At 43.8% G+C, this 26793-nt stretch carries 21 protein-coding genes; 6 read left to right on the plus strand and 15 right to left on the minus strand.

Annotated features, from left to right (window positions below):
- Nucleotides 1-3: 3 nt before the first annotated feature.
- Both AAAH86_RS08250 and AAAH86_RS08255 read left to right on the plus strand, forming a co-directional pair.
- A complete protein-coding gene (locus tag AAAH86_RS08250) occupies nucleotides 4-1311 on the plus strand; it encodes a RagB/SusD family nutrient uptake outer membrane protein (protein ID WP_343487094.1) in 1308 nt (435 codons plus the stop codon).
- Between the two features lie 281 nt (nucleotides 1312-1592).
- The gene (locus AAAH86_RS08255; protein WP_343487095.1) at nucleotides 1593-1943 is read left to right on the plus strand and encodes a nicotinic acid mononucleotide adenyltransferase; all 351 of its coding nucleotides are present in this window, start codon (nucleotides 1593-1595) and stop codon (nucleotides 1941-1943) included.
- Nucleotides 1944-1992: 49 nt separating this feature from the next.
- Here the strand turns inward: AAAH86_RS08255 and AAAH86_RS08260 are convergent, their stop codons facing one another.
- The 6 genes from AAAH86_RS08260 to AAAH86_RS08285 all read right to left on the minus strand — a co-directional run bounded on the left by AAAH86_RS08260 (nucleotide 1993) and on the right by AAAH86_RS08285 (nucleotide 9813).
- Nucleotides 1993-5496, minus strand: coding sequence for an efflux RND transporter permease subunit (locus AAAH86_RS08260; RefSeq protein WP_343487096.1), 3504 nt, complete (start codon nucleotides 5494-5496; stop codon nucleotides 1993-1995).
- A gap of 3 nt (nucleotides 5497-5499) precedes the next feature.
- On the minus strand, nucleotides 5500-6684 hold the full coding sequence (locus tag AAAH86_RS08265; RefSeq protein ID WP_343487097.1) for an efflux RND transporter periplasmic adaptor subunit: 1185 nt from the start codon (nucleotides 6682-6684) through the stop codon (nucleotides 5500-5502).
- A 21-nt stretch (nucleotides 6685-6705) separates the two neighbouring features.
- Nucleotides 6706-8037 carry a TolC family protein gene (locus AAAH86_RS08270; RefSeq protein ID WP_343487098.1) on the minus strand — a complete coding sequence of 444 codons (1332 nt, stop codon included), beginning with the start codon at nucleotides 8035-8037 and terminating at the stop codon, nucleotides 6706-6708.
- Nucleotides 8038-8643 (minus strand): TetR/AcrR family transcriptional regulator, encoded by a 606-nt coding sequence (locus AAAH86_RS08275; RefSeq protein WP_343487099.1) that lies wholly within the window; start codon nucleotides 8641-8643, stop codon nucleotides 8038-8040.
- Nucleotides 8644-8835: 192 nt separating this feature from the next.
- Nucleotides 8836-9276 carry a hypothetical protein gene (locus AAAH86_RS08280; RefSeq protein ID WP_343487100.1) on the minus strand — a complete coding sequence of 147 codons (441 nt, stop codon included), beginning with the start codon at nucleotides 9274-9276 and terminating at the stop codon, nucleotides 8836-8838.
- A gap of 6 nt (nucleotides 9277-9282) precedes the next feature.
- Nucleotides 9283-9813 carry an RNA polymerase sigma factor gene (locus tag AAAH86_RS08285; protein WP_343487101.1) on the minus strand — a complete coding sequence of 177 codons (531 nt, stop codon included), beginning with the start codon at nucleotides 9811-9813 and terminating at the stop codon, nucleotides 9283-9285.
- 344 nt (nucleotides 9814-10157) lie between these two features.
- On the opposite strand from AAAH86_RS08285, the gene AAAH86_RS08290 reads away from it, so the two are divergent.
- Entirely contained in the window at nucleotides 10158-11132 is a 975-nt protein-coding gene (locus tag AAAH86_RS08290) for a polyprenyl synthetase family protein (protein WP_343487848.1), read from the plus strand.
- A gap of 160 nt (nucleotides 11133-11292) precedes the next feature.
- On the opposite strand, the gene AAAH86_RS08295 is transcribed toward AAAH86_RS08290, so the two are convergent.
- From AAAH86_RS08295 to AAAH86_RS08305, 3 genes are all read right to left on the minus strand, one after another.
- Nucleotides 11293-12174, minus strand: coding sequence for a hypothetical protein (locus tag AAAH86_RS08295; protein WP_343487102.1), 882 nt, complete (start codon nucleotides 12172-12174; stop codon nucleotides 11293-11295).
- A gap of 282 nt (nucleotides 12175-12456) precedes the next feature.
- A complete protein-coding gene (locus AAAH86_RS08300; RefSeq protein ID WP_343487103.1) occupies nucleotides 12457-13599 on the minus strand; it encodes a lycopene cyclase family protein in 1143 nt (380 codons plus the stop codon).
- A gap of 215 nt (nucleotides 13600-13814) precedes the next feature.
- Nucleotides 13815-16091, minus strand: a complete 2277-nt coding sequence (locus AAAH86_RS08305; protein ID WP_343487104.1) for a TonB-dependent receptor — start codon at nucleotides 16089-16091, stop codon at nucleotides 13815-13817.
- Nucleotides 16092-16165: 74 nt separating this feature from the next.
- On the opposite strand from AAAH86_RS08305, the gene AAAH86_RS08310 reads away from it, so the two are divergent.
- Nucleotides 16166-16819: a metal-dependent transcriptional regulator gene (locus tag AAAH86_RS08310; protein WP_343487105.1), complete on the plus strand. Its 654-nt coding sequence runs from the start codon at nucleotides 16166-16168 to the stop codon at nucleotides 16817-16819.
- Between the two features lie 3 nt (nucleotides 16820-16822).
- Nucleotides 16823-17644, plus strand: a complete 822-nt coding sequence (locus tag AAAH86_RS08315) for a ZIP family metal transporter (RefSeq protein ID WP_343487106.1) — start codon at nucleotides 16823-16825, stop codon at nucleotides 17642-17644.
- 8 nt (nucleotides 17645-17652) lie between these two features.
- Here the strand turns inward: AAAH86_RS08315 and AAAH86_RS08320 are convergent, their stop codons facing one another.
- Complete coding sequence (locus tag AAAH86_RS08320; RefSeq protein ID WP_343487107.1) at nucleotides 17653-18834, minus strand: hypothetical protein; 1182 nt, start codon at nucleotides 18832-18834, stop codon at nucleotides 17653-17655.
- A gap of 141 nt (nucleotides 18835-18975) precedes the next feature.
- Here AAAH86_RS08320 and AAAH86_RS08325 point away from each other — a divergent pair, with 141 nt between their 5' ends.
- Entirely contained in the window at nucleotides 18976-20244 is a 1269-nt protein-coding gene (locus tag AAAH86_RS08325) for a hypothetical protein (RefSeq protein WP_343487108.1), read from the plus strand.
- An 88-nt stretch (nucleotides 20245-20332) separates the two neighbouring features.
- On the opposite strand, the gene AAAH86_RS08330 is transcribed toward AAAH86_RS08325, so the two are convergent.
- The 5 genes from AAAH86_RS08330 to AAAH86_RS08350 form a co-directional block, all read right to left on the minus strand.
- Nucleotides 20333-21328, minus strand: coding sequence for a PHB depolymerase family esterase (locus AAAH86_RS08330; protein WP_343487109.1), 996 nt, complete (start codon nucleotides 21326-21328; stop codon nucleotides 20333-20335).
- Between the two features lie 259 nt (nucleotides 21329-21587).
- Nucleotides 21588-21989 carry a hypothetical protein gene (locus AAAH86_RS08335; protein WP_343487110.1) on the minus strand — a complete coding sequence of 134 codons (402 nt, stop codon included), beginning with the start codon at nucleotides 21987-21989 and terminating at the stop codon, nucleotides 21588-21590.
- Nucleotides 21982-22470: a hypothetical protein gene (locus AAAH86_RS08340; protein ID WP_343487111.1), complete on the minus strand. Its 489-nt coding sequence runs from the start codon at nucleotides 22468-22470 to the stop codon at nucleotides 21982-21984. The genes AAAH86_RS08335 and AAAH86_RS08340 overlap by 8 nt, the downstream gene beginning before the upstream one ends.
- Nucleotides 22471-22626: 156 nt before the next feature.
- A complete protein-coding gene (locus AAAH86_RS08345) occupies nucleotides 22627-23385 on the minus strand; it encodes an SDR family oxidoreductase (RefSeq protein ID WP_343487112.1) in 759 nt (252 codons plus the stop codon).
- Between the two features lie 2 nt (nucleotides 23386-23387).
- A complete protein-coding gene (locus AAAH86_RS08350; protein ID WP_343487113.1) occupies nucleotides 23388-26546 on the minus strand; it encodes a PDZ domain-containing protein in 3159 nt (1052 codons plus the stop codon).
- Nucleotides 26547-26793 lie beyond the last annotated feature (247 nt).

Here is a 26793-nt window from a genome sequence, read left to right on the forward strand (position 1 = left end):
GACATGAAAAACATAAGAAGATTAACAATTATGATTGCGGCCATTTTCGTTCTCTCGTGTAGTTTGGATGAAGTGGTCGATCCAAACCAGCCGAGTTTAGAAGGTGTGGTCGGTGACGCCAGTTTACAGAACCTAAATCTATTGGCCCAAGGTCTTGAGGCGCGTGCGGTCAATAGTTGGGGTGGTTTTATTACGGCAACTGGTTCAATTGCTAGAGAACTGTATGATTTCAATGCCTCAGATCCAACGACTACAGAAACGTTGATTGGAAAGGATGGTGTCGTGCTCACAGGTTCTGAACCACAACTCACAGGAACCATGTTTGGTAGGTATCAAGCGGTCAAAAGTACAGACTTCATTCTTGATGCCGTTGAACGGTCTGAGATTTCTGAAGCCCAGAAAAGCGGTTTTAGAGGTTTGGCATTGACCTTTAAGGGCTTTATGTTATTGGATGTGCTTGAGTTATTGGGTGATAACGGAGTTAGGGTCGATATTGCTGATCCAGAGAATTTGGGTCCCTTTTTAGGGAGGGCCGAAGGCTTTCAGGCCATAAGGGATTTTCTTGACCAAGGCTTCGCAGAATTGCAGGGTGCGGAATTTACCTTTCAGTTTTCATCGGGCTATGAAGGCTTTGATACCCCGGCTACGTTTGCCCAGTTCAATCGGGCCATTGCTGCAAGGGTGGCCGTTCGACAAGGTGATTATGCCGGGGCACTTACGCTTTTGAATGATTCTTTTTTAGAGTTGAGCGATGCTAATCTCGGTATTGGCCCAAAACGTATTTATGCACAGGGCGGAACAGAGCTTTTGAACCCCATTTTTAAGGCTCCACAGCAAAGTGGTGATCAGCTTATAGTGCACAATCGCTTTATTGATGATATTCAGGCCGGTGATACTAGAATCAACAAGTTCAGATTAAGGGATGATCCTGTGGCTAGAGACGGGTTAAACGGCACCCATGAAATCAATGTTTACGAGTCGGTAACTTCGCCAATCGACCATATCAGAAATGAAGAGTTGATATTGATTTATGCCGAGGCCAATATTCAAGAAGGAAATCTAACTGATGCTGTAGATGCCCTGAACATTATCAGAAACGCCTATGGATTGGGAGATTATGCCGGTGCTGTTGATGAGGCTAGCCTAATTGACGAAATGCTCTATAACAGGGCATATTCATTATACGCTGAAGGTCACGCCATGTTCGATTTGCGACGATACAATCGTTTGAACGATACTTTTTTGCCAATCGACAGGCCTGGAGACATCATACACACACAGTTTCCGATACCACCATTTGAGGTTCAATAGGCCAAAGTTTTTTAATATTGAGTTTCAAGGCCCGCTTTTTTAAGCGGGCCTTGTTTTTTAACCTTCGTGCAACTGTTCAGAGGCTTTTTTTGCCAATCACAGAGATGCCATACGTCGAAAATCCATTAAAATAGAATGTTTAAATTGTTGAAAAACAATATTTTATGAATTCAATGTAAAATTAATGTAAATTTTATGTTACATAAAAGTTTTATGAACGTAAAATAAATGCTATATTTGTTACGTTAATGTAAATGATTTCAAACATAATCCCAGATATAATGAAAAAACTGATATTACTTTTGGCGGCGGTTTTTACCATAGGAGTATATGCCCAAGATATAAAGCCTACTTACGAAAAAGTAGGTGACATGGTAAAAGCCACTTATTTTCACGACAATGGTGAAATTGCACAGACAGGCTTCTATTTAAATGGAAAGCTTCACGGGCAATGGCGAATGTACAATGAAGAAGGCAAGAAGATTGCGACCGGTAAATATGAAATGGGCCAACGCTCTGGCAAGTGGTTTTTCTGGGAAGGCCAGACGCTCAAGGAGGTTGACTTCACCGATAACAGAATCACCAACGTGATTCAATGGAACAATGCTGAAGCTGTTGCCGTCAATAAATAGAACGTACAAATCGAAATAAAAATCCCGACAGGAAACTGTCGGGATTTTTTTATGCTGCTTTTTTCATTTTTTCTTGCTCAACTTCAGGTTTTTTGCGCTTGCTGCGTATCCATAATTTCAACCGATAGATGATGTTGAACAATACGGGTACGATAATCAATGTCAGAAAAGTAGCCACAATCAACCCAAAAATGACCGTCCATGCCAATGGCCCCCAGAAGATGACGTTATCTCCACCAACATAAACCTGGGGGTCAAATCTACCAAATAGCGTCACAAAGTTGATGTTCAGGCCAGTGGCCAATGGAATCAAGCCCAAAACCGTCGTAATTGCCGTTAAGATTACAGGGCGCAATCTTGCCTTACCCCCTTTGATAATGACTTCGGTGACATCTTCTCTACTCAAAAGATCATCATCAGATAAACCCAGTTTTAGTTTTTTTCTGTCAATCAAGATTTGTGTATAATCCAAAAGTACGACCCCATTGTTGACCACAATACCCGCCAGTGAGATGATGCCCATCATGGTCATCATGATGACAAACGGCCAGCCGGTGAGTACAAGCCCACCAAAAACGCCTATAAAACTCAAGAAAATGGCGGTCATGATGATGGCTGGTTTTGATATACCCCCGAATTGGAATATCAATATCAGCATGATCAATCCCAGACCAGAGAAAAAGGCACCCATCAAAAACTGCATCTGCTTGTTCTGCTCTTCAATCTGGCCCGTATAATCAATTTTCACCCCCTCAGGAAGCCCTTTGAATTCTTCCATCTCTTTCTGTATTTCAGCAACGATGGCACCTGCATCGGTAAAGCCGGGTTTCAACGCTGAGTATACAGTGACCACCCTTTTGGTGTCTTTGTGCTTGATGGCACTGAAAGATGAGGTATTGCGCTGTGAAGCAACCGCAGAAACAGGTATTTCCTTTATTTGCCCGGTTGCCTGGTCTCTAAAAATGATGTTCTGGTTGAACAGGGCACTGGTGTTGTAGCGCAAATCTTCGTTGAACCTGACATTGATGTCATAATCTTCACCGTCTTTTTTATAGATGCCTGCCTTATCGCCAAACAATGAACGGCGCAACTGCGTGCCCACTTGCCCAACGGCCACCCCAAGCTCGCCCGCTTTTTCGCGGTCAACAATGACCTGCATACTGGGTTTGCTCTTGTTGACATCAATTTTCAATTCTTCAATGCCTGCAATGCTCTTGCTATTGATGAAGTTGCGCATGCGCTCTGCGGTATTGATCAAGGTATCATAGTTGCTTCCCTCAATCTCGATGTTGATGGGATATCCAGCTGGTGGACCGACCGCATCTTTTTCCACAGAAATTGCCACCCCGGGATAAATACCCTTCAGGGCATCCTGTATTTTTTGACGAAGTTCTTCAGTATCAAATCCATCACGATACTTATATTCTCGCATCGATAGGGTGATTTTCCCCCTGTGGGGCATTTCAGCTGCCGAACCACCCTCGGTAAAGGGATTTTCAGCTCCTTGACCTACCTGAGAGACTCCAGATTCAATCAAAACATTATAATCCCCATCGGTATATTTCTCACTATCGGCAATGTTGTACACGCGTTCTTCGATGGACTTTGTAATTTCATTTGTCTTTTTGATATCGGTACCTTCGGGATATTCGATGTAGACAAAGATTTGGTTGGGCGTATTGTCAGGAAAGAACTCCACTTTGGTTCTTTGGCTTCCCAAAGAGGCACCAAAAGTCATGAACGCCGCAATCAGCAAGAGCAGGGTGCCGCCGAAGTACCAATACACATTTCTTCCCCTCAAGGCATGTTTTAACCGTTTTTCATACCGGTTTTCCAATTTTACCAAACCGTTTTTTTGAAAACGCAACGCCCATCTTTTGAGGAAATACTTGTAAATCCAAAACATGGCAGCCACCACAATCATCAAGGTGCCCAAGCCACGGACAGGCCCACCGATGATAAGGATGAAAAGCCCCAATCCGCCGAGAATGGCACTGATACGGATCAACTGTTTTACCGAAAGCTCTTTTTCACCCACTTCCATAAATTGTGAGACCAGCATAGAGTTCATAAAAATGGCCACAAAGAGCGAGGATCCCAGTACTACCGATAATGTAATGGGAAAGAAAATCATAAATTCACCCATGATGCCCGGCCACATACCGAGCGGTACAAAAGCTGCTACCGTAGTCGCTGTGGAGATGATAATGGGGAATGCAATTTCACCAATACCCTTTTTGGCGGCCTCTTTGCGAGACATGCCCTCTTGCTCCATCAGGCGATAGACATTTTCGACCACTACCACGCCGTTATCCACCAGCATGCCCAGACCCATGATAAGCCCAAAAAGAATCATGGTGTTCATCGTATAGCCCAAAGCTGAAAGGATCATAAACGACATGAACATTGACATGGGTATGGCGAAACCAACGAACAATGCATTTCTGAAACCAAGAAAAAACATCAATACGGTGACCACGAGAATGATACCAAAGATGATGTTGTTCACCAGATCATCAACTTGGTTCAGGGTACGGCTTGATGAATCGTTGGCGATGGTGACTTTCAGGTCTTTCGGAAAGTAATTCTCTTCTGCATCTTTCACGATTTCTCGGATAAGCTCTGCTGCTCGAATAGCGTTTTTTCCAGAACGCTTTTTGACATCGAGCATAACTACGCTTTCTTGGTGTTCCCTAGCGTAGGTCGTTTTGTCCTCTTCTTCAAAGGAAACCGTAGCAATGTCCCTGAGATAGACCGCACCATCTTCAGATTTTACCACAAAATTTTCCAATTCTGAGGGCTTTTCAATCTCTCCCAAAATACGGATGGTCCTGCGCTGGCCGCTAGTAATAAGGTTGCCTGCAGACATGGTCATGTTGCCGTTGCCAATGGCCTGCAGCACGTCATCGAAATTCACTTTTGCTGCCATCATCTTGTAGACATCAACGGCAACCTCAACTTCTTTTTCCTGCGCCCCGCGAATGTCGACCTCCTTGATTTGTGGCAGGTCTTCAATCTCATCCTCTAAATATTCGGCAAACTCTTTTAACCTTTCCACAGGATAATCTCCCGTAATATTCACGTTCATGATGGGGAAGGATTCTGCCAAGTTCAGATCAAACACATTGGGTTCGACCTTGGCCCCTTGAAAAATGGGCCAATCTTCACCTGCCTTTTCGGCATCGACTTCGTCTTTGACCTTTTGTTTGGCGTTCTCAACGGTGATGTCCTCATCAAATTCGACCACGATCATCGAATAGTCTTCTTGTGATGTAGAGGTAAGCTCAACAAGATTGCTCACATTTTTCAAACGATCTTCAAGTGGATCGGTGATAAGCCGCTCCATATCCTCAGCAGTGTTACCGGGATATACCGTGCTTACATAAATCTTGGTCTCCTCAACTTCTGGAAAATCCTCTCGGGGCATTGAAAAATAGGAGGAAAGTCCGATAATTAGGAACAACCCGATCATCACATAGATGACCGAGGGGTTGTCAATGGCCCAAGATGATAACCTAAATTCTTTGTTGGCGTTTTTTTTGGCCTTTTCCATAATTTATTCTTTGGCTGTTGATTCGTAGTTCAAAAGTTGGACTGCTTGACCATCCCTGACACTTCGGGCCCCTTCTGATATAACCCTATCGCCGTCGGTGAGGCCGCTCAGAACTTCTACATAATCGCCCTGTGTCTTTCCGGTCTTGATGACGACTTTCTTTGCCAAAGTCTCATCGTTGTTTTCTTCGTTAATGACGTACACATATTGATCGCCCTCGGCATTTTCAGATACGACACTTTGCGGAATCAAAATGGCTTCTTCATTGGTGTAATCGTTGATTTTTACTTCGGCGGTCAAATTGGGTTTTATTTTTCCATCCTTATTGGGAACGGGAATCTCAACGCTGAAGGCCCTATTGCTCGGGTTGATGTAATTGCCAGTTTGCCTGACCTTGGTTCGGATGCTGTCACCCAACACCGGAAAATACACTTCAACAGCTTTGCCTGACGTTATGTTTGAAAGGTGGGTTTCGGGCACTTCAACCTCAATGTACATGTCAGAAAGGTTGACGATACGGAATACCTCAGAGCCTGGCCCAGGATTCACTACGGTACCTTGGTCTTTGATCACGTCGTCGATGACACCTGAGAATGGCGCACGAATCTGTGATTTAGCCAACTGGCTCTCCAACTGTTTCACAGCACTTTCTTGGGCTTCGTAGTTAGACTTTGCCTGCAAGTACTGAATTTCAGAACCGATACTTTGCTCCCAGAGCCTTTTTTGGCGTTCATAGGTTGTTTCGGCCAAGGCCGCCTGTGTCTTGAGCTGGGCCAATTGGCTTGAAAGGCCACCGTCGTCGATAGACGCCAATAGCTGACCTTTTCTTACCCGGTCACCTTCCTTAACATAAACACGGTACAGCGTACCGGGCATTTCAGGATAGATCAAGACGTTTTGATCGGTCATCACATCGCCCTGCAGTTCTAAATAGTGCTCAAAACGCTCAGACTTTGCCTCTAATGCGGACACCAAGGGCAATTTGGCATCATCATCAAGTTCTGAAATAGCAGAATCAAGGAGTGCAATCTGTTGCTCCAATGCTTTTTGTTGTGAAGCGATTTCGGTTCTTTTGGTGCGAATTGCTCCCAAATCTTGGGTTGAAACCACACTTTCTACAGAACTCTCACCTCCTCCACATGAAGCGATGATGGTTCCAAAAATTAATATGTATACTAGCTTTCTCATTTTTGTTGGATTGTCGTGTTGTTATTGATTGAGTACGTTTTCTAATGTTGTTTTTCCATTGATGACATTGACCATTGATTGTAGGTATTCTTGTTGGGCACTGTACAATTGGGTCTGGGCCTGTCTGAGCTCGAAGCTGGTCGCAATGCCCTCTGAGTATTTTATTTGGTTTTTGTTTTCAATACGTTCTGCCAATCTGAGATTGTCCTTTGAAGTATCGTATTCTTCGATAGCCAAGATATAATCGCTTTTGGCATTTTCAAGCTGTAACCGAATTTGCTGTTCGGCTTCGGTAAGTTGGGTCTTTGCCTTTTCAAAGGCAATCTTTGCCCGTTGCGTGCTGGCACTTCTTCTGAAAGAGCTAAATATGGGTATGTTCAAGTCTACCCCGAAAGTTGAAAAGCCAAACCAATCTTGGCCACTATCAAAAAATGTAAATTGGTCGCCAAATGAGAGGCCACCGTAATTGATAAAGGCATTCAATGTCGGAAGTGCACGGCTTTTAGCCAATTTCAGTTCGTAATACCGCTGTTCGTTCAGATTTTGAACAATTTTGTAATCAACATTGTTCTCAATGTTGAAACTGGTATCGAGAAGCCCCAAATCGATTTTTTTATGCGTGAGATCATCGAGGTCTTCGGTCAGTTCAGTCTGATTTTCAATAGGAAGCCCCATCATCAGATTCAGCATTTGAAGTGTAATATCTTCAAGTCTTCTCGCATTTTTCAACTGGTTGTCTACAGAAGAAAGCGTGATTTGCAATTGGTCAACGCTCTCTTCATCTCCAAGACCGTTCTCAAAGATTTTTTTGGTCTCAAAAAGGTTCTTTTCAAGCGTTTCTTTGTTCTTTTCAAAAATGTCAACACTCTCTTGGGCCAATAGCACATTACCATAGGCTTCGGTCACCGACCGTCGAACATCCAAATCGGATTTTTCTTTGTTGTTCTGGCTAAACCTTAAAAAAGCTTGTGTGGCTTGTACGCCCACAATGTAGGAACCGTCAAAAATTTGTTGGCGCAGTGTGCCTGTAGCCGACATTTGTTGGGGTTGCCCAAAAACGACCTCAACAAAAGTGCCTGGGTCACCTCCGGCAATTTCCCCGGGAAGCTGCACTACCTGCTGTTTCAATTGATTTTGATAGCTTACGGCTCCACTGATTTGTGGCAATCCGTCAGCGATGACCTCCCATTTTTGTTTTTGGGCATCCACTAAATCCCTGCTGGCATTGATGGCATTGTAATTATGCTCCAAGGCGTAGGCTACGGCTTCATCAAGGCTGAATTGGGCAGGTTCTTCTTGCGAAAGCCCCAACCATGGTATGATCAAAAGTGTACTTAAGATGATTGTTCGCATTTATTCTTGGTTTGAATTGATGATTGAGTTTAATATTTTCCGACCCTTTGGGGTGACGATGCCCCTTAGATGATATTCAAGATAATAGTCTTCAAGCGCTACTTTGGTAAACATGCTACTAGGAAAAAGATCGTGATCGCCCAAACTTATGGCACCTGAAAAATAGATGCGGGAGACAAACTGTACATTCAGGTTTTCTCGATAAATTCCGATTTCTATTCCTCGCTCTATATTATCCACCACGCATTCTTGCATTACCTCGAACTCTTTTTTCTTCAAGGTTTCGAAAAGCCTTGGATAGTATTTTTGTAGCTGGTACTGTGGAGAGGCTTTTTCATCCTTAAGGTGAGACATTACAAATTTTTTTATCTCATAAAGCTCTTCTATAGGATTTTTTTTAAGGGAAACGATATGGTCAATACCATTCGATATCACACAAAAAAGATTCATCGTGCTTTCTTCGACCAATCTGGTCTTGTTTTCAAAATGACTGTATATGGTCTTCTTCGAAATGCCCATTTCATGGGCAAGATCATCCATGGTCACACTTTTGAAGCCAAGGTTCAAGAACAAGTCCGTCGCTTTTTGTAAAATCTCTTCTTTCATAATCGGGCGACAAATCTAACATGGAAACTTTAGAAACAAAAAAAGTTTCCAAAGTTTTACTTTTTTTTAACATTGCCCTTGTATTGCTACGAATTTCATTTGAAATGACGAGGAAAAAGAATGTAATTGGACCGAGTTGTGAATTTTTTGTTTGAAACGGAGAAAAATCCACTGAACGGTATCTCTTGAATTCTACTCTGGGTTGTTTTCTCCTTTTTCATCTTCCTCCTTTTTTTTGTTCACATACTCTTGAAAGGCTTGTTCGCCTTCTTTTTCCCAGAATTCATCATATAGTTTCCACTCAGAGAAATCCCTCCGCAGTGAACCGCACTTTTCAGATGAGCGAAAGCGCTGTTTAGATTTTCTTTTTCCGCTGCGCTTGCCAGGTCCTCCATTGCCGAAGCCAAAGAAAAATTTGGCCAATAATAACAGTCCCAGTGCCTGCCAGTACCCGATGGTGACAAGGCCGAACAAATCGGGCATCAACCAGTTCCAAAGTTGCATGACCACATAACCGGCGAGCAATATCAGCAACACGACGATGACGACCATGAAGAATACTTTAAATGCCGAAGAGACGTAGTGTTCCATTTTTCGTTCCATTCTTCTTTCAATTTTAGCTTTATGTTCCATATCTTTTTATTTCAATTTTTCTGTTTCCAAATGTTTTACCAGTAATGAGACCGCCCTGTGCCTTCGTGACATGAGCGTACCGGGCGAGATGCCCGTTTGTTCGGCGATCTCCCGATAGGTATATCCTTCAAAATCGACAGCAATAATAATATCACGGTACATGGGCTTCAATCGCCGAATGTGGTGTTTCAGTTTGTTCTTTAGGTTTTCAGAATATTCTACCGTATTGCCGTAAAAAAGCTCTGCAAATTCAGTCCAAAGATTTTCTACATGGTTTTCTTCGCTTATTCTTTTCTTTTTGGTACGCATGACGTCGATGATTCTGTTTTTTACCGATCGGTACACAAAACCGGCAATGTTGTCTATAGGAGAAGGGTCAAACCTTGAAAAGAGTTTCAGGGCCACATCTTGTATAATGTCTTCAGCTTCACTCTCGACCGTACTGTCTATACGCGAGTTGACATACCCTTTGAGCGCTTGGTACTCGTCGGTAAAAAAGTCAGACAGTTGTTTTTGGTTTTCCCTTTCCCAATTCATTTGACAGCTTTTATGCCGGTCTTCAGTGATAAAGACGATGATTTTGAAACCTATTGCATTTTTTCTTCAATAATTTGTCACCGTTTACAATAATATGTTGCAAATATTGGGGTTGTGCCGATGAATTTCGTTGACCCATGTTAAGATTTTAAAGGGTACAGTGTATTTTTGAATGAACTCATTTTAGCTTTTTGGATTGAAGCGAAAATTAATGGTCTTGTGCTCAGGTGACGGATTTTTTGAGTTGCATGGCAGAGCTACGGAAAGAAAAAAAGACAAAGAATGAGTGCAAGAACACAATTTTTTAGCCAATTGAAAAAGTTTAAACGAGTTCAAAGATGAGCATGCTTTCCATAGAAGAATATCGAGGTATTTTCCTTCAGTATTTACCCACCCAAAACGAAGTACGAGAACCTAAAAATCTGTATCGACCCGTTTCGTATATAATGGATTTGGGCGGAAAGCGGCTGCGCCCCATCTTGACCTTGATGGCAGCCGATTTTTTTGGAGGAAATAGCTCGGATGCCCTGCCTGCGGCCATGGCAGTTGAGGTATTTCACAATTTCTCTTTGGTACACGATGATATTATGGACGATGCCCCACTGCGACGGGGGAAACCGACCGTTCACGAAAAGTGGGATGTCAATACGGGCATTCTCTCTGGCGATGCGATGTTGATTCAAGCCTATCGTCATTTGGAAGCCTATAAGGGTGCCATGCTGCAACAATTGTTCGAAATCTTCAATAAAACGGCCATTGAAGTATGTGAAGGGCAGCAACATGATATCGATTTTGAGACCAGAAATGACGTGACCATTGATGAATACCTCAAGATGATTGAGTACAAAACCTCTATTTTGGTGGCTGCAGCTTTAAAAATGGGTGCGATTGTGGCCGGAGCGGATGAAGAAAACCAAAATTTAATCTACGGGTTCGGGCGCAATCTCGGAATCGCTTTTCAACTGCAAGATGATTATTTGGATGCCTTTGGCGACCCAGAAAAATTCGGTAAACAGGTTGGGGGCGATATCATTGAGAACAAAAAAACCTTTTTGTATCTAAAGGCGATGCAATTGGCCCAAAAGAGTGAACAAAGAACATTACTTGACTTGTTTACGATACAACCAGAAGATACCGACACAAAAATTAAAACGGTAAAGGCAATTTTTGAGAAAAGCGGAGCGGTAGCAGCAATAAAGACTGAAATTGAATCGTATACCGAAAAAGCATTTTCTGCGCTTGAGAGAATCGATGCCGATGAAAAAGACAGGCAGCTATTCAAGGGTTTTGGCCTAAACTTGATGCAGAGAACCGTTTAGAGCCTGTTTAAGAATTTGTCACTTGTTTTCTTATGCTCCTTTTTGCGCCTTATCTCGTTAAAATTTTGAGCCATAACTATGGCTATGCTTAAAAATTTTGCCTCATAATGCATCAAAAATGCACTATAATATTTCCAATCACAAATTCTTAAACAGGCTCTTAATTCTGGGTGATACTGATTGAAAAATTGTCAATGTATAGTACCAAATCCTCGGCATCTGGGTTGGCGGTCGCACCGATTTGAACACGCTCATACACCACAGGTTGTTGCAGCTCAAAGTCAATATCATTTTCTGCAAAAATCGCTCTGAACACGTCGGCATTGGGCAAGTTCATGGCCGACTCAGAAAGCACTTGTTGGTTGTTGATGAACAATTCATTGCTGCCATTGTTCTCAGTAGAAAGCATCATTTGCCAACGAACGGTCACCCATTCCCGCCTGGGGAATTGAAATGAAGTTTGGGATAGCGTGGTGCCCGCTATTTTTCCTCTTTCGATGGAAAGGTAGTCGTTACCGCCCGACATTACCAGGCGAACCCCGGGGCATTTGTTGTCACCATCGACCGAAGGGTCTGCATCAACGCTTGGATCCCAGCATGAACAACATTCCAGATCAATCAAAAACAGGTTTTCAATATTGGCATCAGAATCGATGTAGAAATCTGCTTCAATGATCACGATGCTGTTTTCAGGGGCCATAAATCCGCCCTTTTCAATATCGGCCTTTGAAAGAATTTCGTTGGACTGCTTTGATTCGATGATGAGGGATTGCTGCCCCTCGCTGGCTTGTACCGTAGAAAGTGATAAAGTGTTCTCTGCACCATTCGGACTGATAATCTGGGTGGTGCTCCACCGTGAGCCATCCTGCGGGAACAAATCCATAAAATCATCGGTACCGGTCTCAAAACCGTCTTGAAATTGAAAATTGACCGGTTGCTCTTCCATTTCTGGAGGTGTATCAGAATCCGAAGAGCAGGAAAGTGCCATAATCGCTACAACAGATAGGATAGCATGACGAATAATGGATGGTTTTATCTTCATAGTACTTTTAACGTAAATTGATGGGATAGATTGTGGCCATCAAGACATTTAGAAGGACAGAATCAGCTCATAAAGCTCCCTCAGACCTATCTGAGAGGAGGAATTTTAATTGTCCCCTGAAAGGGACAGCCCGTCTAAGACGGACAGGGGTGTAAGAACTGACTTTATTTTATGAACACCCACATCTGCCTGTTCGGCAGACTTGAAATAGGAGGTTGAAAGCAACCCCTCCGTCTGCTGACTACTCGTCAGCATCCACCTCCCCTCAACTGAGGGGAGGAGCTATGTGAAAATTCTTCTAAAAAGGGCTTTGATAAATGGTCCTTTTGGGCATGCCCACATGACCTTCAGGTCTTCCCAAAATGAGGTGTCTTCGTCGAGAAATTGTAAGACGAGCTGGGAGTTTCTTTTTTTGAACAAGGATTCAAAAACTCGGCTTCCCAAGTGGTTGTGTTGATAAAGCACATCCAAAAACAAAAGGTCATAAAACCAAAAGCGGTTTTTTCGAGGGAATTTTGAAAGCGGTTTGCTTGCTTTGAGATATTCAATCAGTTTGTCCACTTTCTTAGTGGAATTGTAAAAAGTAAATCCCGTACTGGCCTTGGCCCAACCCCCTGCAATTCCGATTTTCAGGATGCGGTCAGAATTTCCTTTTGAAAAATCAAAACATGTCATGGGAATATTGCCCTGTTCAGTATCCAAAATTTTATAATCGCCAGCATTTAAATTTTTCAAATACGTTTTGATGGCCGTTTCATACTCCTCTTTTGCCAATACAGTTTCAGAGAACAGAGTGTATTCGACTAGGGCTTCGGTTTCAGAAAAGGGCAACACATACATGAACCGGGTATTTCTTTTTTGGGGAATGGAAAAATCCATAAACGTAGCGGTTTTTGTATCAAAAACAGGCTGTTCCGTTTTGACGAACCACCCCAGAAAATGTTGTTGCAAAACGGGAAATTTTGATTGTTTCTTGAGCTCACGATAATCAAAACGACTGTCAAAAACCTGTCTTCCTGAGTAGACATTATTTTTTCCTTGGACAGTAGCTGAACCATCATTTTCTTGAATGGCGAGGATTTCATCTTGCAAATGGGTAATATTTTGGTGTGAAGCTATCCTCTCAAAATAGTGTGTGTAAAAATCTATCCCCCGGAGCATTTTGTAAATGTAGGGAGCGATGGTCTGGTTGAGGCTTATTTCTTGACTCACAAAATGGATGTAGGGCCATGTTTGGTGGAGTATATCCTCAAACTGTCCTTCCCCTTTTTCCCAAAAGCACCAGGTACGGTCGTTTTGATTCTTTAGATTTTTGTCGATAAGCAGAATGGATTTATCCCCAAAGAAACCATCGTTGCCCATGGCATCTGCCAATAGCAATCCGGAAGCCCCGGCACCGATGATGATATAGTCGTAGGTGGGCATTGTGTAAAAATAAGTAAAGCCCACCAAAGGCTGGGTTTCGGATGCCGATTCTTGGCACAAGCCTGACAGGTCTTCTCACTGTAAAACTCCTTCCCTTGGCCAAGGGAAGGTGGATTTTGACAAAGTCAAAAGACGGAAGGGATTGTTTTCAAACCTTTCCGCCCTCATTTCATTCGGACACCTTTTCTTGACCAGGGAAAGCAGCCTTTCGTTTGTTAAAACACCGTATACCGCAACCCAAAGAACCCACGAATGCCCTGATTGGGTCCATAGACGTAGCTTGGATCAAAAGTCAATGCAAAGGGATTATCATCCGTAGCTACTACATTGCCCTGATTGTCAAACTGCACGTTTTGGTCAAAGGGGTCATTGGCACGGGCAATGATAAAAGGGTTGCCGCGATTGGGTGTCCAGTTCAACAGATTTTTGATTCCTGTATAAAATTCAAAGTTCTCAATGCCCTTGTAGGTAAACTGAATGTTTTGAATGCTCCACGTAGGTGAAAACTCGCTTCTTGGATCAAGCTCACCCAATAGTGGCAATCGCATGGGACCGTAAAGATTTCCTGTATAATCAACGGTCAAATCTAAGTTTCTAAAAGTGTAGGAAACATTCCAAGTACCGGTAAAGCTTTCGGTGAGGATTTGACGTTGGCTGATGCCATTTTCTGTTTGGCGCACATCTTGAAAGGTAGCTCCCACTAGAAATTTCAAGCCGTTGGGGAAAACCAAATCGAGATTGGCAGAAATACCCTGTGAAACCGATTTTCCATCCAGATTATCATAAATAATTTGGTTGGCGTTGGTATCGTAATCGGGCAAAATCTGGTTTGAAAATTGGGTGTAAAAGGCTGAAGCATCAATACCGACAAAGGTGCCGTCATCAGCATAGATTTTCTTGAGATAGTTGAGATTGACATTTACAGAACGTTCCGGATTCAGCTCCTCGGCGATTACCACTTCTCGAGAACCCGTGAGCGCGGCATGGTCTTCGGTAAAAAGGTTGACCACGCGAAAGCCCGTACCAAAATTCACCCGAAAAATGTCGTTATCTGAAATTCTCCATCGGTAGGCCGCACGTGGGGTAAAAATATTTCCATGACGGCTATCGTAATCGTATCGTAATCCCCCCAGCAGGGAATGCTTGTCGGAAAACTTGTATTCATCCTGAACAAATAGACTGGGAATCAAGACTTCATCAGCTTCATTTCCACGAAGATTTGCCGTAGCGGGCGTATCATCATCATAATAGTTATAACGGAGGGCACTCCCAAAGAGCAAATCATGCTTCCCGATGGTTTTGTCCCAAGTCAATTGACCAAAACCGATGCGTTGGTCGGCCAAGTAGGGCACATCGCCATACACAGAATTTTGGTGGTGGTCATTGTAGGAAACCGAAAGCATCATTTTTTCTTTGAAAGGCAGTTGGTATTTGCCGATGACCTCCCAGCGGCGGGTGTAGATGCTTTCGCCATAAATTTCATCACCACCCCGAAACGCTGGTGTCCACTGCATTTCACCACCCCAACGGTCTTCATAAAAGAACCGCCCGGCAACGGAGAAGATACGGGAAGCATCCCGCTTAAAATTCCATTTTTGAAAAACCGAAATACGGTCTTGTAGTGTCAAATCGGTAAAATTATCACCATTGTTGTCGATGGGGTTATCATACTTAAAATAATTCACACCGGTCAGCACATCTGCTTTTTCCCCCAGGCTGAATTTGGCACCAATATCCAAATTGAATTCCCCCCAACCCGTACCAAAAGATTCCGCAAAGAAATTCGGTGCTTCGGGGGCGTGTTTGGTGATGATATTGATGAGCCCACCAACCGCTTCGCTGCCATAAAGGGTGGAAGCCGGGCCTTTGACAATTTCGATTTGGTCGATCAGGGAATTGGGAATTCCGGAGAGCCCATATACGGTACCCAATCCACTTACGATGGGCATGCCGTCAATCAATACCAAGGTGTACGGGCCTTCGAGGCCGTTGATGTGAATATCGCCCGTGTTGCAGACGTTGCAGTTGATTTGGGGGCGAACCCCGTTGACATTTTGCAATGCCTCAAAAACACTTGGGGTCGGATTTTGCTTTAAAAAAGTGGGGGAGTACACCTCAACGGGAACCGGGCTTTCCATACGGTTGACCGCTTTTAACGTTCCGGTGACCACTGTTTCATCCAAGGCTTCCGCAGAAGGCAATAATTCAATATTCAAGGTCAAATCATCGGCTTTCCCAATCAAAAATGACTGTCGATACGGCTCAAAACCGATGACCGAAGCTAGAAGCACATATTTTCCAGGGGCTAAGTCATCGATTTTGTAGAAACCGTTTTCATCGGATGCCGTACCCATTGCAGTGCCTTTTAGTATGATATTGGCAAAGGGAACGGGTGCTCCATTTTCAGTTACAGTTCCTAAAACGGAAGCTGATTGCCCAATGACAATTTGGGCAAAAAACAAGGAAAATAAAACCAAAAGGTTTTTAATCATCAAAATTAAAATTTAGACAAATCTAAAAATTTGTTTTTACAAATAAAAATGTATTTTTGGGAAAATCTTTTTTAGTGACCCGTTCGGAGGAAAATTATTTGAAGGCCATATTTCATCTGGGGGGCAGTGAAGCCTCATCCATTGCCACCAATGCCATTGCCGAAGAGATGCAGACCAAGCCCTCATCGGTCACCGATATGGCCAAAAAGTTGGCAGAAAAAGGGCTGGTTGATTATGTGCGGTACCAAGGGGTTTCACTGACCGAAAAGGGCATAAAAACAGCATTGGCCATCATTCGAAAACATCGTCTGTGGGAGGTTTTTCTCGTCAAAAAATTGGATTTTACATGGGATGAAGTGCATGAGGTGGCCGAACAGTTGGAGCATATCAAGAGTGAAAAATTGATTGACAAGATTGATGAGCTGTTGGATTTTCCGAAGTATGATCCCCATGGTGACCCCATTCCCACAAAGAATGGCGAGTTTCAAGAGCGGGACAAACAATTGTTAAGTGAGCTTCCGCTCCACTCCAAAGGAATTTGTGTGGGCGTCAAGGATACCTCTACAGCCTTTTTGCGTTTTTTGGATAAAAACGAAATCGCTTTGGGCGATTCCATCAAGGTGTTGGAGAGGGAAGATTTTGATGACTCCATGCACATTCAGATTGCTGAAAGGCAACTGCACATATCAAATCAGATTGCAACGAACCTTTACGTAAAAAAGGAATAGACCATGCAACAAATCATCAACTATTTTGAGAGTATCGACCCCATTTTGGCAGCACTGTACGCCACCTTGTTCACTTGGGGGCTGACCGCCGCAGGGGCGGGACTCGTCTTTTTGTTCAAAAACCCGAAACGGGCCTTGATGGATGGCATGTTGGGATTCACGGGCGGGGTGATGGTCGCGGCCAGTTTTTGGAGTTTGCTTGCACCCGGCATCGAGATGAGTGAGGGCGAGGGTTTTGTCAAGGTGATTCCAGCTGCGGTCGGATTTTTATTGGGAGCGGCCTTTATTTTTGGATTGGACAAAATTCTGCCCCACGTACACATCAATTTCAAGACGGAAGATGCCGAAGGGGTCAAGACGCCTTGGCACCGTACCACCCTTTTGGTTCTCGCGATTACACTGCACAACATTCCGGAAGGCCTGGCCGTGGGCGTGCTCTTTGGTGGCGTGGCCTCAGGTTTTGAAGGCGCCACTATTGGGGGAGCGGTCGCTTTGGCCTTGGGTATAGGCCTACAAAATTTTCCCGAAGGTTTTGCCGTGGCCGTGCCCATGCGGCGACAGGGCCTAAGCCGCAGAAAAAGCTGGATGTACGGTCAGGCCTCAGCGATTGTGGAACCCATTGCAGGGGTACTGGGCGCATGGGCGGTGTTGACCTTTGAGCCCATTCTGCCCTATGCCTTGGCCTTTGCCGCTGGTGCGATGATTTTTGTGGTGGTTGAAGAGGTAATCCCCGAAACGCAACAAGACAAATACACCGACATCGCCACCATGGGCTTTATCGGCGGATTTATCATCATGATGATTTTGGATGTTGGGTTGGGGTAGTTGTCGAGTTAATACCGCAAGCCTGAGGTATCATCCCAGCGGGCTACCAGTCCCCAACCAAAAAAATAACTGGTCAATCCTATCAATATTTCGTTTTCACCTTCCACCAAGGGTATTCTTAAAGAAGTGTTGTCTGTGGTGCACCTGCCCCTGGGTTCTTTCATGCCGGGAGAACCGTAATAGTTTTTGTCTTGATACAAGGGTTGTCCGTTGATAAAAACCCAGACCTCATCACTGAAGCCCAACTTCAACAATTTTTCTAGCTCTTTATCAGAAGTGATACTGGTCTTGAGCCAGGTCAATCTTCTTGAGTTCCTTTCGGTGCCTCCAAACGCTTTCGTTAGGTTGACCATGGCCCTATGTTCCGCTGTGATGGGTTTCCATTCTTTGGAATCATCAAAATAGGCTTCATTGATGACCACTCCTGAGCTAGTGTTTATTTGCTGCATGATATCTTTGCCCGTGGGGAAATCTATTGGTTCTAAGACTTTCCAGTTTCTGAGGTAATTGGGGTCGTTATAGGTAGGGTCATAGCCCGCGACATCAGGTAACTCACCAATGGTATCAGGGGTGATTTTCATATTGGCGTAAATGACATTACCGCTTAGGCTAATTTTACCTGATTTTGTGAGTCCCTCCAGAACAGGAACGTGTAAAGCTGCTCTCTGCATATCATTGACATACACCTTCATTTGATTTTTTGAGATGACCATTTTGATATGGTTCCATTGGTTTTCAAATACGGTTGCCGCTGCCTGATAATCATCGGTTAGGTCCCAAAGATTCACTCCGTCGATTACCGCGGCATATTGGGTGGTATTTCTCGAAATGGGATTCAATGTGCCGAAATACCTGAGATAAAACGTTTCAGAATTGCCCGTGGTTTCATCTACATGAAATTTGATGCCAGGAAAGCCACGACCTTTCAATTCGACATCAAACTCGATGGTGCCCACGGAGAAATCGAAATCCTTCAATAAAATCTCAAACCCTTCATCATTGGAGCTTTTTACCGCCATTGTCGATTTATGGTCAACGAATGCGACATTATCGGTTTTGGCCGACCAGTGTTTTTCAGTGAATGGAAATGAAATGGGCACCGCTTTCTTGCCCTTATTTTGACCAAAAAGGGCGGTAGCGATGAATAAGGCCAGATGGATGGATACCAGTGTTTTTAATGAACCGTTCATTTTTTATTGATTTTGAATTTTACGAGTAAATTTGATTGTACCAAAAATAGGCGGCACAAATGCTTTGATGCTTGCCAAGGCCTGTTCAATCTCGATTAATTCTATTCAAAGTAGATAACCCATTGCGCTATTTTTAGTTTTATGGAAAAACAGAAACTTCGAATGATTCAAACGTTGGTCGACCAAATCGAGGCCCAACTGGGTTGGGGCAATGGCAAGCATTGGAGCAACAGGGATTTTGAGATGCTAAGTGAGGAAATTTTCAAGACGACCAAAAAACGATTGAGCGTCACCACGCTGAAAAGAATATGGGGGCGCGCAGAGATGGTCGCCAAACCAAGCTTGGCCACGTTGGATATTCTTTCAGAGTTCGGTGGTCATCACAATTGGAGGACATTTGTCAATCAGGCCGAACCGAAAGCAAGGGCCACGACGATAAATGGAAAAAAGCGGTACGCGAGGGCATTGGTGCTTATCGGACTTATTGTACTGACAATAGGTATTTTGGCCTTCTTTTTTTGGCCCAAAACCATTGAGGAAAGAAGATCTATAACCTCAATTGACAAATCAGACTTTGCCTTTGCAAGCAGGGTGGTAAGTACTGGTATGCCCAACTCTGTAGTTTTTGAATACGATGCCTCAAAAGCGGATGGTATTTCTAAAATAGAAATACAGCAAGACTGGGATAAGCAAAAACGAATCATGGTCAACAAAAATGATAGTGTTGCAACATGTATTTATTACAAGCCAGGGTTCTTTAAATCAAAATTGGTGGTAAACGGATTGATTGTCAAAGAAAATGACGTGTTCATCGAGACAGAAGATTGGTTGGGCATCATTGAGCGAGATACAATACCCATATATCTTACAACCAGCAAAATAACTCGAGATGGAGGTTTGTCAGTTGATTTAGAAACCCTTTCCCAATACCATATCGACCCGAAAATTTCTGAAGTTACTACAAGCCTGTTTTATGTCAAGGATTTTGGTGAGCTATATACCAATGGTTTTGAAATGACATTGCAGTTAAAAAATAATTTAAAGGAAGGGTATGGGGGTTGTCAAGAGGTTGAGGTCTATATTCTTTATGACGGCGGTGCAATTGGCATCCCCTTGGCCAAGAGCGGATGTATTTCAAATTTGAACTTGATGGCATTTGGTCACTACATTGATGGTAAAAAGAATGATTTGTCAGCTTTTGGAGTCAATTTTGAGGATTTTGTGGAGTTGGCCTGTTCTGCCGATGGGGAGAAACTCAAAATCCACATTAATGGTGCTTTGGCCTATGAGTTGCCAATAGGTGATGAGGCATATTCCATTAAAGGAGTTTCTATTCATTTTAAAGGCACGGGAATCGTAAAGAATGTTGTGTTCAAGAATTCCAGAAATCTTGTCTATTCATTTAAGTAAGCCTAAGAAACAATGTTGGCATGCCTGCACTAACATAATGGGCTTCATTGGTAGATTTGCCATCAAGGCGACTCTTGCCTTACGTTGGTTAAAAATTAGCATCACAAAGCTCAAATTGACTAAAAAATTCCCAAATCACGGTACTGGCATCAATATCCTCATTGGTTTCGCCAGCAATTTCTTCATACGATATGTTTTCTACCCCTGCCCACGTATGGCCCGCACCGTTCAAGCGCAAGTGTTTGACATTCGCATCACAGTCACAGTCGGTGAATTCAAATTGGGTGACCGTAGAATTGTCCGAAGTGTTGGAGTCTGGTAAATCAATACTATTCAATTCGGTTTCACAGCCATTATTGATTGCCCAAAACTGAAAAAGTTCGGGCGATGACAAGATTTCCACGTTTACGGCGGTGTTCATTTCTCCCCCATCGTAGGGAATAAATGGGTCTTCGGTACCGGTAATCAATAAGGTTGGGATGGGTCTACCTGGATTGCATTCCGCAGATTGTGCCACATCGTACGTGCTTCCCAAACTGGCGACGGCAGCGATTTTTGAATTGGAGGTACATGCGATTTTCTGGGTCAGAAAAGAACCGTTCGAAAATCCCGTCAGGTAAATACGGTTTTCATCAACAGCATATTCGGAAACAAGTATATCAATAAGCGTATTGATAAAGCCCACATCATCAATGGCTGCATCATCGGCAGTGGTGCCACGGCCATCGGCCCAGCTGAATCCACCGTCGCCAGCCGGCCCTGCCCCTTGCGGATAAACAGCTAAAAAACCATTCGCTTCTGCAACTGGGGTCATTTGGGTAAAGCCCTGTACACTTTCAGCGTTGCCGCTACCCCCATGCAACACAATCACCAAGGGTAATGGAGTGTCGCCGTCATAATTTGATGGAAAATAGAGGTTATAGATTCGGTCGAGTCCATCATGTTCCAACGTGGCATTTATAGTGGTGGCTCGGGGCACCACGGTTTCTTCTGTTTGGTCGGTCATTTCCCCACTATCATCAGTGCATGATGATAGTATAAGAAAAAAGAGAATGAGGAGATATCCAAAAAATTGTTTTGTCATGACTTTTTATAATGGGACTTTTTTGATAACCAAAGGTTTAATCAATAAAGGAAGTCATGGCCCAAACGTTGATTACTATAAGGTTATTTTGTAAAGACAATGAATTTTGTGCTGTGAAACATTGTCATTCTTCCCCAAAAAAATCACTCGGATCAAACGGAATGTCATCATCGGGATCATGGTCATCATAGTTCACCCCTGGCGGATTGAACAACCCCCAACGGTCGATGATGTAGTTCCACGGGTCAAAGGTTTTGACCTATTCGGCAAACAGTACCCGAAACTCTTCCACTTCGTTGCGCAACAGTTCTAAATATTCGGTTTGCTTGAAACCCCACATTTTGAGGCCCGTGCAGCCTGTCATGACCTCACGGGCGGCCTTTCTGATGATAGCGGCATTCTCCATACGAATGCCGTAAAGGTCGCCACCTTCGGCCCCGGCAATCTTTGGGCAGATCAGCATGGCATCTGCGCATAAGAATTCGGTTTGGCTTTTGAGCATGCCCAATTCACTTTCGCCCAGGTCACTGTATTCCTCATCGGTGACCAATTCGGCTATTTTGTCAGCCAGTTCCATAATGTGCCAGCCTTTTTTGTACAGGGGCATTTTTTCAATTTCTTCATGGGATTTTCCCAATTGATCATCGTCATCTTCAAACATGGGTGTGTTTTTTAAGTTCCTCCAACGGTAATCCATAATCGTACTGCAGATCTTCATGAAGAGCATCGATTTTCTTCTCAATGGCGGCCAATTGCCGTTCATAAAGATTGGACAAGGTTCTGTTTTTATGGATGGAAGGATGGAAATTGTTCAGTTTTTGGCAGAAATGCAGCAACAGTTCTACCTCGGTCTCTTTTTTGCCCGAATAGCGAATATACTTTCGCAGCCCCCGCAGGATCTTGCGGATGCTTTTTTTTACATAGTAATAGTTGGAAGCATTGATGGCCTCAAATTGTTCATCAACTTGTGCCTTGACCGTCTTAATGTAGCCCGTTTCATCATCCGCCTCAAAAAGTAGGTAGGTCAGCAGTTCTTTGTTTTCCAATTTAAAGCGGGCCAACCGAAGGCAGAGCTGCAGCAACTCATCGGCATTGCGGTGTTGCAGTTCTTTTTTGAGTTGGGAAACAGTGGCGGCTTTCATATTTCAAAAATAGCAATTAGCTCCCCCTCTTGAGACGAAGAGGGGAAAATTCAATTCGCGGAATTGAATTGGGGAGTTTTGACATTATCAAGACAAAACCCTCTGTCCATCTTTGATGGACAGCTCCCTTTGACTAAAGGGAAGAGCTTATTTGGATCAGCCTCTTAAATAACTCGCCCCGTTCACATCAATGATGGTCCCGGACGAATATTCCGCGCCCTCTGAGGCCAAAAACAAAATGGCATGGGCTACCTCTTCAGGTCGGGCCATACGTTTAAAAGGGGATTCACGCAATAGATTTTCACGCTCTACCGGGGTCAGCGTTTTAGCGGCCATTTCGGTCTCCGTAAACCCGGGTGCAACCACGCCCACATAGATATTATGGGGGGCCAATTTTTTGGCCAATGATTGACTCATGGCATTCAAAGCTGCCTTGCTGGCCCCATAGGCCGGTTTGGTGGGTTCACCCCTAAAAGCACCACGAGAGGACACATTTACAATTCTACCACCACCGGTTTTCATCATCATCTGGGCCGCGCAGTAGGCCATATTGGCAGTGGCAAAGAGGTTGGTTTTAAAGGTCTCCTCCCAAGCATGGGTCCAATGGTCAAAATCAACCTGATCGATTTCATGAAAGATGGAGATGCCCGCATTGTTGATTAAAATATCCAATCGGCCATAATGGGAAACAAATTCATCGACCAACGTTTTACAGTTTTCTTTTTTTGAAATGTCTTTTTGAAAAAGTTGGTGGCCATCTCTTGACAGCTCTGCCAATGTCTTTTGGGCTTCTTCAAGATTGCTGCGAAAATTAACTCCCACCTTGGCTCCCTTTTCAGCAAAGGCCAAGGCCGTGGCTTTTCCAATACCGCGGGAGGCACCAGTTATTAAAACTTTTTTGTCTTCGAAGCCCAAGATTACTGTTTTGTTTTATCAGGATAGGGAGGTGTTTTCATCGTTTTCGTTGGATTTTCCTCCAATTGCTTCAATACAATTTCAATGGCCTTTTCCAATTGCGGGTCTTGGCCTTCGATGACCAGTTCTGGCCATTGTTCTACCTCTACATCTGGTGGAACGCCCTCGTTTTCGATTCGAAATCCGTTTTCATTATAAAAAGCAACATTGGGTGCAGTTACCACGCCGCCATCGATAAATTCTGGATAGCCCAATACACCTACAAGTCCGCCCCAGGTGCGTTTGCCGACCAAGGTGCCCATGTTGAATTTGCGGAACATCCATGGCAGATAATCTCCGCCTGAACCTGCCGTTTCATCGATGAGCATGACTTTTGGACCCTGAATGGAGGCGCTTGGCGATTTCAAATCTTTTCCATACCTGAAATTCCAATACGCCTGAACGGGCCGCTTTAAAATATCAATGTAGTAGTCTGCTAAATAGCCCCCACCATTGTAGCGTTCATCGATGATGATGGCTTTTTTATTGGCCTGTGGAAAAAAATACCGTTTGAAATATTCAAATCCCGCATTGGCCGTATTGGGCACATAGACATAGGCGACCTGACCGTCAGTGGCCTCATGCACTTTTTTCATGTTGCCCTCTACCCAATCCCTATTTCTGATGGCCCATTCGGTTTCTAAAGGGGTCACTTGATAGGTTCTTGAATTGCTTCCGTCAGGGTTTGAGCTGACCTTGAGATTGACCAATGTATTGGCGGTATTCTCAAAAAACTGGTACAGGTTGTCCGCACCCGAGACATTTTTGCCATTGACCGAAATAATGTAATCGCCAACAGCAACGGCTACTCCTGGTTCTGTCAACGGTGATTTTAAATCGGGTGTCCAGTTCAGTCCGCCATATATTTTAGTGATTTGATAGCGGTCGTTGCTCACTTTGTAATCAGCGCCCAATAGCCCCCCTGGTATGCTCTTTGGATCGTTGAGCTCATCGCCATCACTGCCAAAACGATGGTGGCCCACGGCCAATTCACTGAACATCCATCGCATCACTCGATACACGTCGGCTTTACTTGAAGCGTGTGCGATTAAGGGCTCATACTTGGCTTTCATGGCATTCCAGTCTACCCCGTGCATGCCCGGGTCATAAAAATAATCGCGGTTCACGCGCCAAGCTTCATTGAAAATATTGCTCCATTCCGCTCTGGGGTCAATTTTGATGGAAATACTTCCCAATTTAAGTGGACCGTCCTCAGACTTTTTTCCTAAATCTGAGACAAACCAAGAGCCATCACTGTTATAGAACATTTTCTTGCCGCCGCTTGCCACTTCGTAATAGTTTAGTGGCAGCAACTCTTCAGCTTTCCTGTCCTCAAAAGTAAACTTGTAGAGGGTTGACTCAGACCCATCTTGCGAAGAGGAAAGATAATGGAGCTCGCCCTCGTTGACCGCATTCAGATTACTGTATAGACCAGCTTCGATGGGCAGGGCCTGCATTCTGTTCTGTAGGCCTGACCAGTCGATTTTTAACGTTTTTGTCGCTGGTTTGTCATTTTTAGTGGATGCATCATTATCGCTATCCTCCTTTTTTTCTTCGCCTTTCTCTTCGTCATTTTCTCTTTTGAGTGGCGAAACCACATCTTTCTGCAAGGTGATAACGTAGACGGAGTTTGATAAAGGTTTATCGATGGATGATTGGTCAAACCAGTTGACCAACGGGCCTGCATCGGTAGAGGCCGTCAAATAAAGATGTTTGCCACTCGGGTCAAAAACAGGGTTGGTAACATTGGATAGGCCATCGGTAAGCTCATACGATTTGTTTTCTGAAAGTGAATACAAAAATGCTTTTTCAAAGTTGGTATCGATGATCTTGGTGTAAGCAACCCAATTGGAATCAAACGACCAATCGCTGAACAAGTCCCTCAAATCACCAGGAACAAACCGTTCATCTTGGTCAATTTTTGTGGTTTTTGAAGTCGTTACATTCGTGACATACAGATTACGGCCATTATCAACATAACCCACTTTTTTACTGTCAGGCGACCAGTGGATGTTGCCATAAAAACCGGTACCATCCAACGTGATTTTTTCGGTATCGCCATTTTTGGTGTTTTGAACATGCAGCGCATATTCACCAGAAGCATCAGAAAAGTAAGCGATTGATTTACCGTCGGGCGACCATGCCGGAAACTTTTCATGGGTGCCCGGTGTTTGGGTGAGGTTATTGACATCTCCCTTTTTAGACGGAATCGTTACAATATCCCCTCTAAAATCCAGAACCACACGTGCTCCCGAAGGAGAGATGTTACCTGAACGCACATATTGTTGGCCCGAGACATAGCGTTCACGCAATTCCAACAAATCAGTGGCGATGTTCAGCGTCAGCTTTTTATCACTACCCGATGCACTATCAAAGATGTGCAATGTGCCTGCCTGCTCATAGATGATGGAGTTGTTGTGTGCTTTCGGATTGATGACTGGAAAGTCGTTGTAATCCGTATGTTTTTCAACTTCTTTACTCTGTATGTCATAACTGAAAAGGTTAAACTCACCATCGCGGTCGCTTCGAAAAAAGACACGGTCGCCTACCCATTGAGGCTGTGTATCGTTACTTCCACCCGAAGGTTTGGAGATTTCTACCACACTGTGGTCATTGGTATTGTACACCCAGATTCGTGAGGCGCGACCGCCGCGATAATGCTTCCACTGGGTAAAAGCGTCGAAAATAGGGGTATAAGCGATGTGTTGCCCATCATCGGAGTAGGAGGCCCAAAAAGCATTCGGAATTTCCAGTTGGGTGGTTGCCCCTCCATCCACAGAAACGGCGTACAATTGAAAATACCGATTGGTATGTGAATTGCGTCTTGAAGCGAAAAGCACATGTTTTCCATCAGGTGAAAAATCGCGAACCAAGTCAGCATACGGATGCCATGTCAGCCTTTTTGGTATGCCACCGGTTGCGGGTACGATAAAAACATCAGAATTTCCATCATACTCGGCATTAAAGGCAATCATACTGCCATCGGGTGAGAACACAGGGCTAGATTCGATACCTTCATCAACCGTCAACCGTTTCGGATTGGATCCGTCTCTGTCGGCAATCCATAAATCCTCTGCGTAAACAAAAGCAATATGGGTATCGCTCAATGCGGGTTGCTGCATGAGTTTGGTTTCCGTTTGTGAAATACATGTAGCAGCGAAAAAAAGTGAAAATACCAGTAAAATAATTTTGTTATCTAGACTAATTGATTTCATGATTTTTGTGTTGGTGATTGTTATCGATTGGGTATGGAAGATACGAGTTTGACATCAATTATTCTAGGCGAAATTTGTGAAGTTGAGACCTGATTTGGTCCTTTTTTTGGCAAAGGGCAACACAATAGGAAATGCTAATTATAAAAATGTTTTT

Origin of the sequence: Allomuricauda sp. d1 (assembly GCF_039592695.1) — a bacterium.
Lineage (GTDB): Bacteria > Bacteroidota > Bacteroidia > Flavobacteriales > Flavobacteriaceae > Flagellimonas_A.

Coding starts and splice junctions, on each gene's coding strand:
- AAAH86_RS08250 (WP_343487094.1), top strand. CDS start 4: ATGAAAAACATAAGAAGATTAACAATTATGATTGCGGCCATTTTCGTT.
- AAAH86_RS08255 (WP_343487095.1), top strand. CDS start 1,593: ATGAAAAAACTGATATTACTTTTGGCGGCGGTTTTTACCATAGGAGTA.
- AAAH86_RS08260 (WP_343487096.1), bottom strand. CDS start 5,496: ATGGAAAAGGCCAAAAAAAACGCCAACAAAGAATTTAGGTTATCATCT.
- AAAH86_RS08265 (WP_343487097.1), bottom strand. CDS start 6,684: ATGAGAAAGCTAGTATACATATTAATTTTTGGAACCATCATCGCTTCA.
- AAAH86_RS08270 (WP_343487098.1), bottom strand. CDS start 8,037: ATGCGAACAATCATCTTAAGTACACTTTTGATCATACCATGGTTGGGG.
- AAAH86_RS08275 (WP_343487099.1), bottom strand. CDS start 8,643: ATGAAAGAAGAGATTTTACAAAAAGCGACGGACTTGTTCTTGAACCTT.
- AAAH86_RS08280 (WP_343487100.1), bottom strand. CDS start 9,276: ATGGAACATAAAGCTAAAATTGAAAGAAGAATGGAACGAAAAATGGAA.
- AAAH86_RS08285 (WP_343487101.1), bottom strand. CDS start 9,813: ATGAATTGGGAAAGGGAAAACCAAAAACAACTGTCTGACTTTTTTACC.
- AAAH86_RS08290 (WP_343487848.1), top strand. CDS start 10,158: ATGCTTTCCATAGAAGAATATCGAGGTATTTTCCTTCAGTATTTACCC.
- AAAH86_RS08295 (WP_343487102.1), bottom strand. CDS start 12,174: ATGAAGATAAAACCATCCATTATTCGTCATGCTATCCTATCTGTTGTA.
- AAAH86_RS08300 (WP_343487103.1), bottom strand. CDS start 13,599: ATGCCCACCTACGACTATATCATCATCGGTGCCGGGGCTTCCGGATTG.
- AAAH86_RS08305 (WP_343487104.1), bottom strand. CDS start 16,091: ATGATTAAAAACCTTTTGGTTTTATTTTCCTTGTTTTTTGCCCAAATT.
- AAAH86_RS08315 (WP_343487106.1), top strand. CDS start 16,823: ATGCAACAAATCATCAACTATTTTGAGAGTATCGACCCCATTTTGGCA.
- AAAH86_RS08320 (WP_343487107.1), bottom strand. CDS start 18,834: ATGAACGGTTCATTAAAAACACTGGTATCCATCCATCTGGCCTTATTC.
- AAAH86_RS08325 (WP_343487108.1), top strand. CDS start 18,976: ATGGAAAAACAGAAACTTCGAATGATTCAAACGTTGGTCGACCAAATC.
- AAAH86_RS08330 (WP_343487109.1), bottom strand. CDS start 21,328: ATGACAAAACAATTTTTTGGATATCTCCTCATTCTCTTTTTTCTTATA.
- AAAH86_RS08335 (WP_343487110.1), bottom strand. CDS start 21,989: ATGTTTGAAGATGACGATGATCAATTGGGAAAATCCCATGAAGAAATT.
- AAAH86_RS08340 (WP_343487111.1), bottom strand. CDS start 22,470: ATGAAAGCCGCCACTGTTTCCCAACTCAAAAAAGAACTGCAACACCGC.
- AAAH86_RS08350 (WP_343487113.1), bottom strand. CDS start 26,546: ATGCAGCAACCCGCATTGAGCGATACCCATATTGCTTTTGTTTACGCA.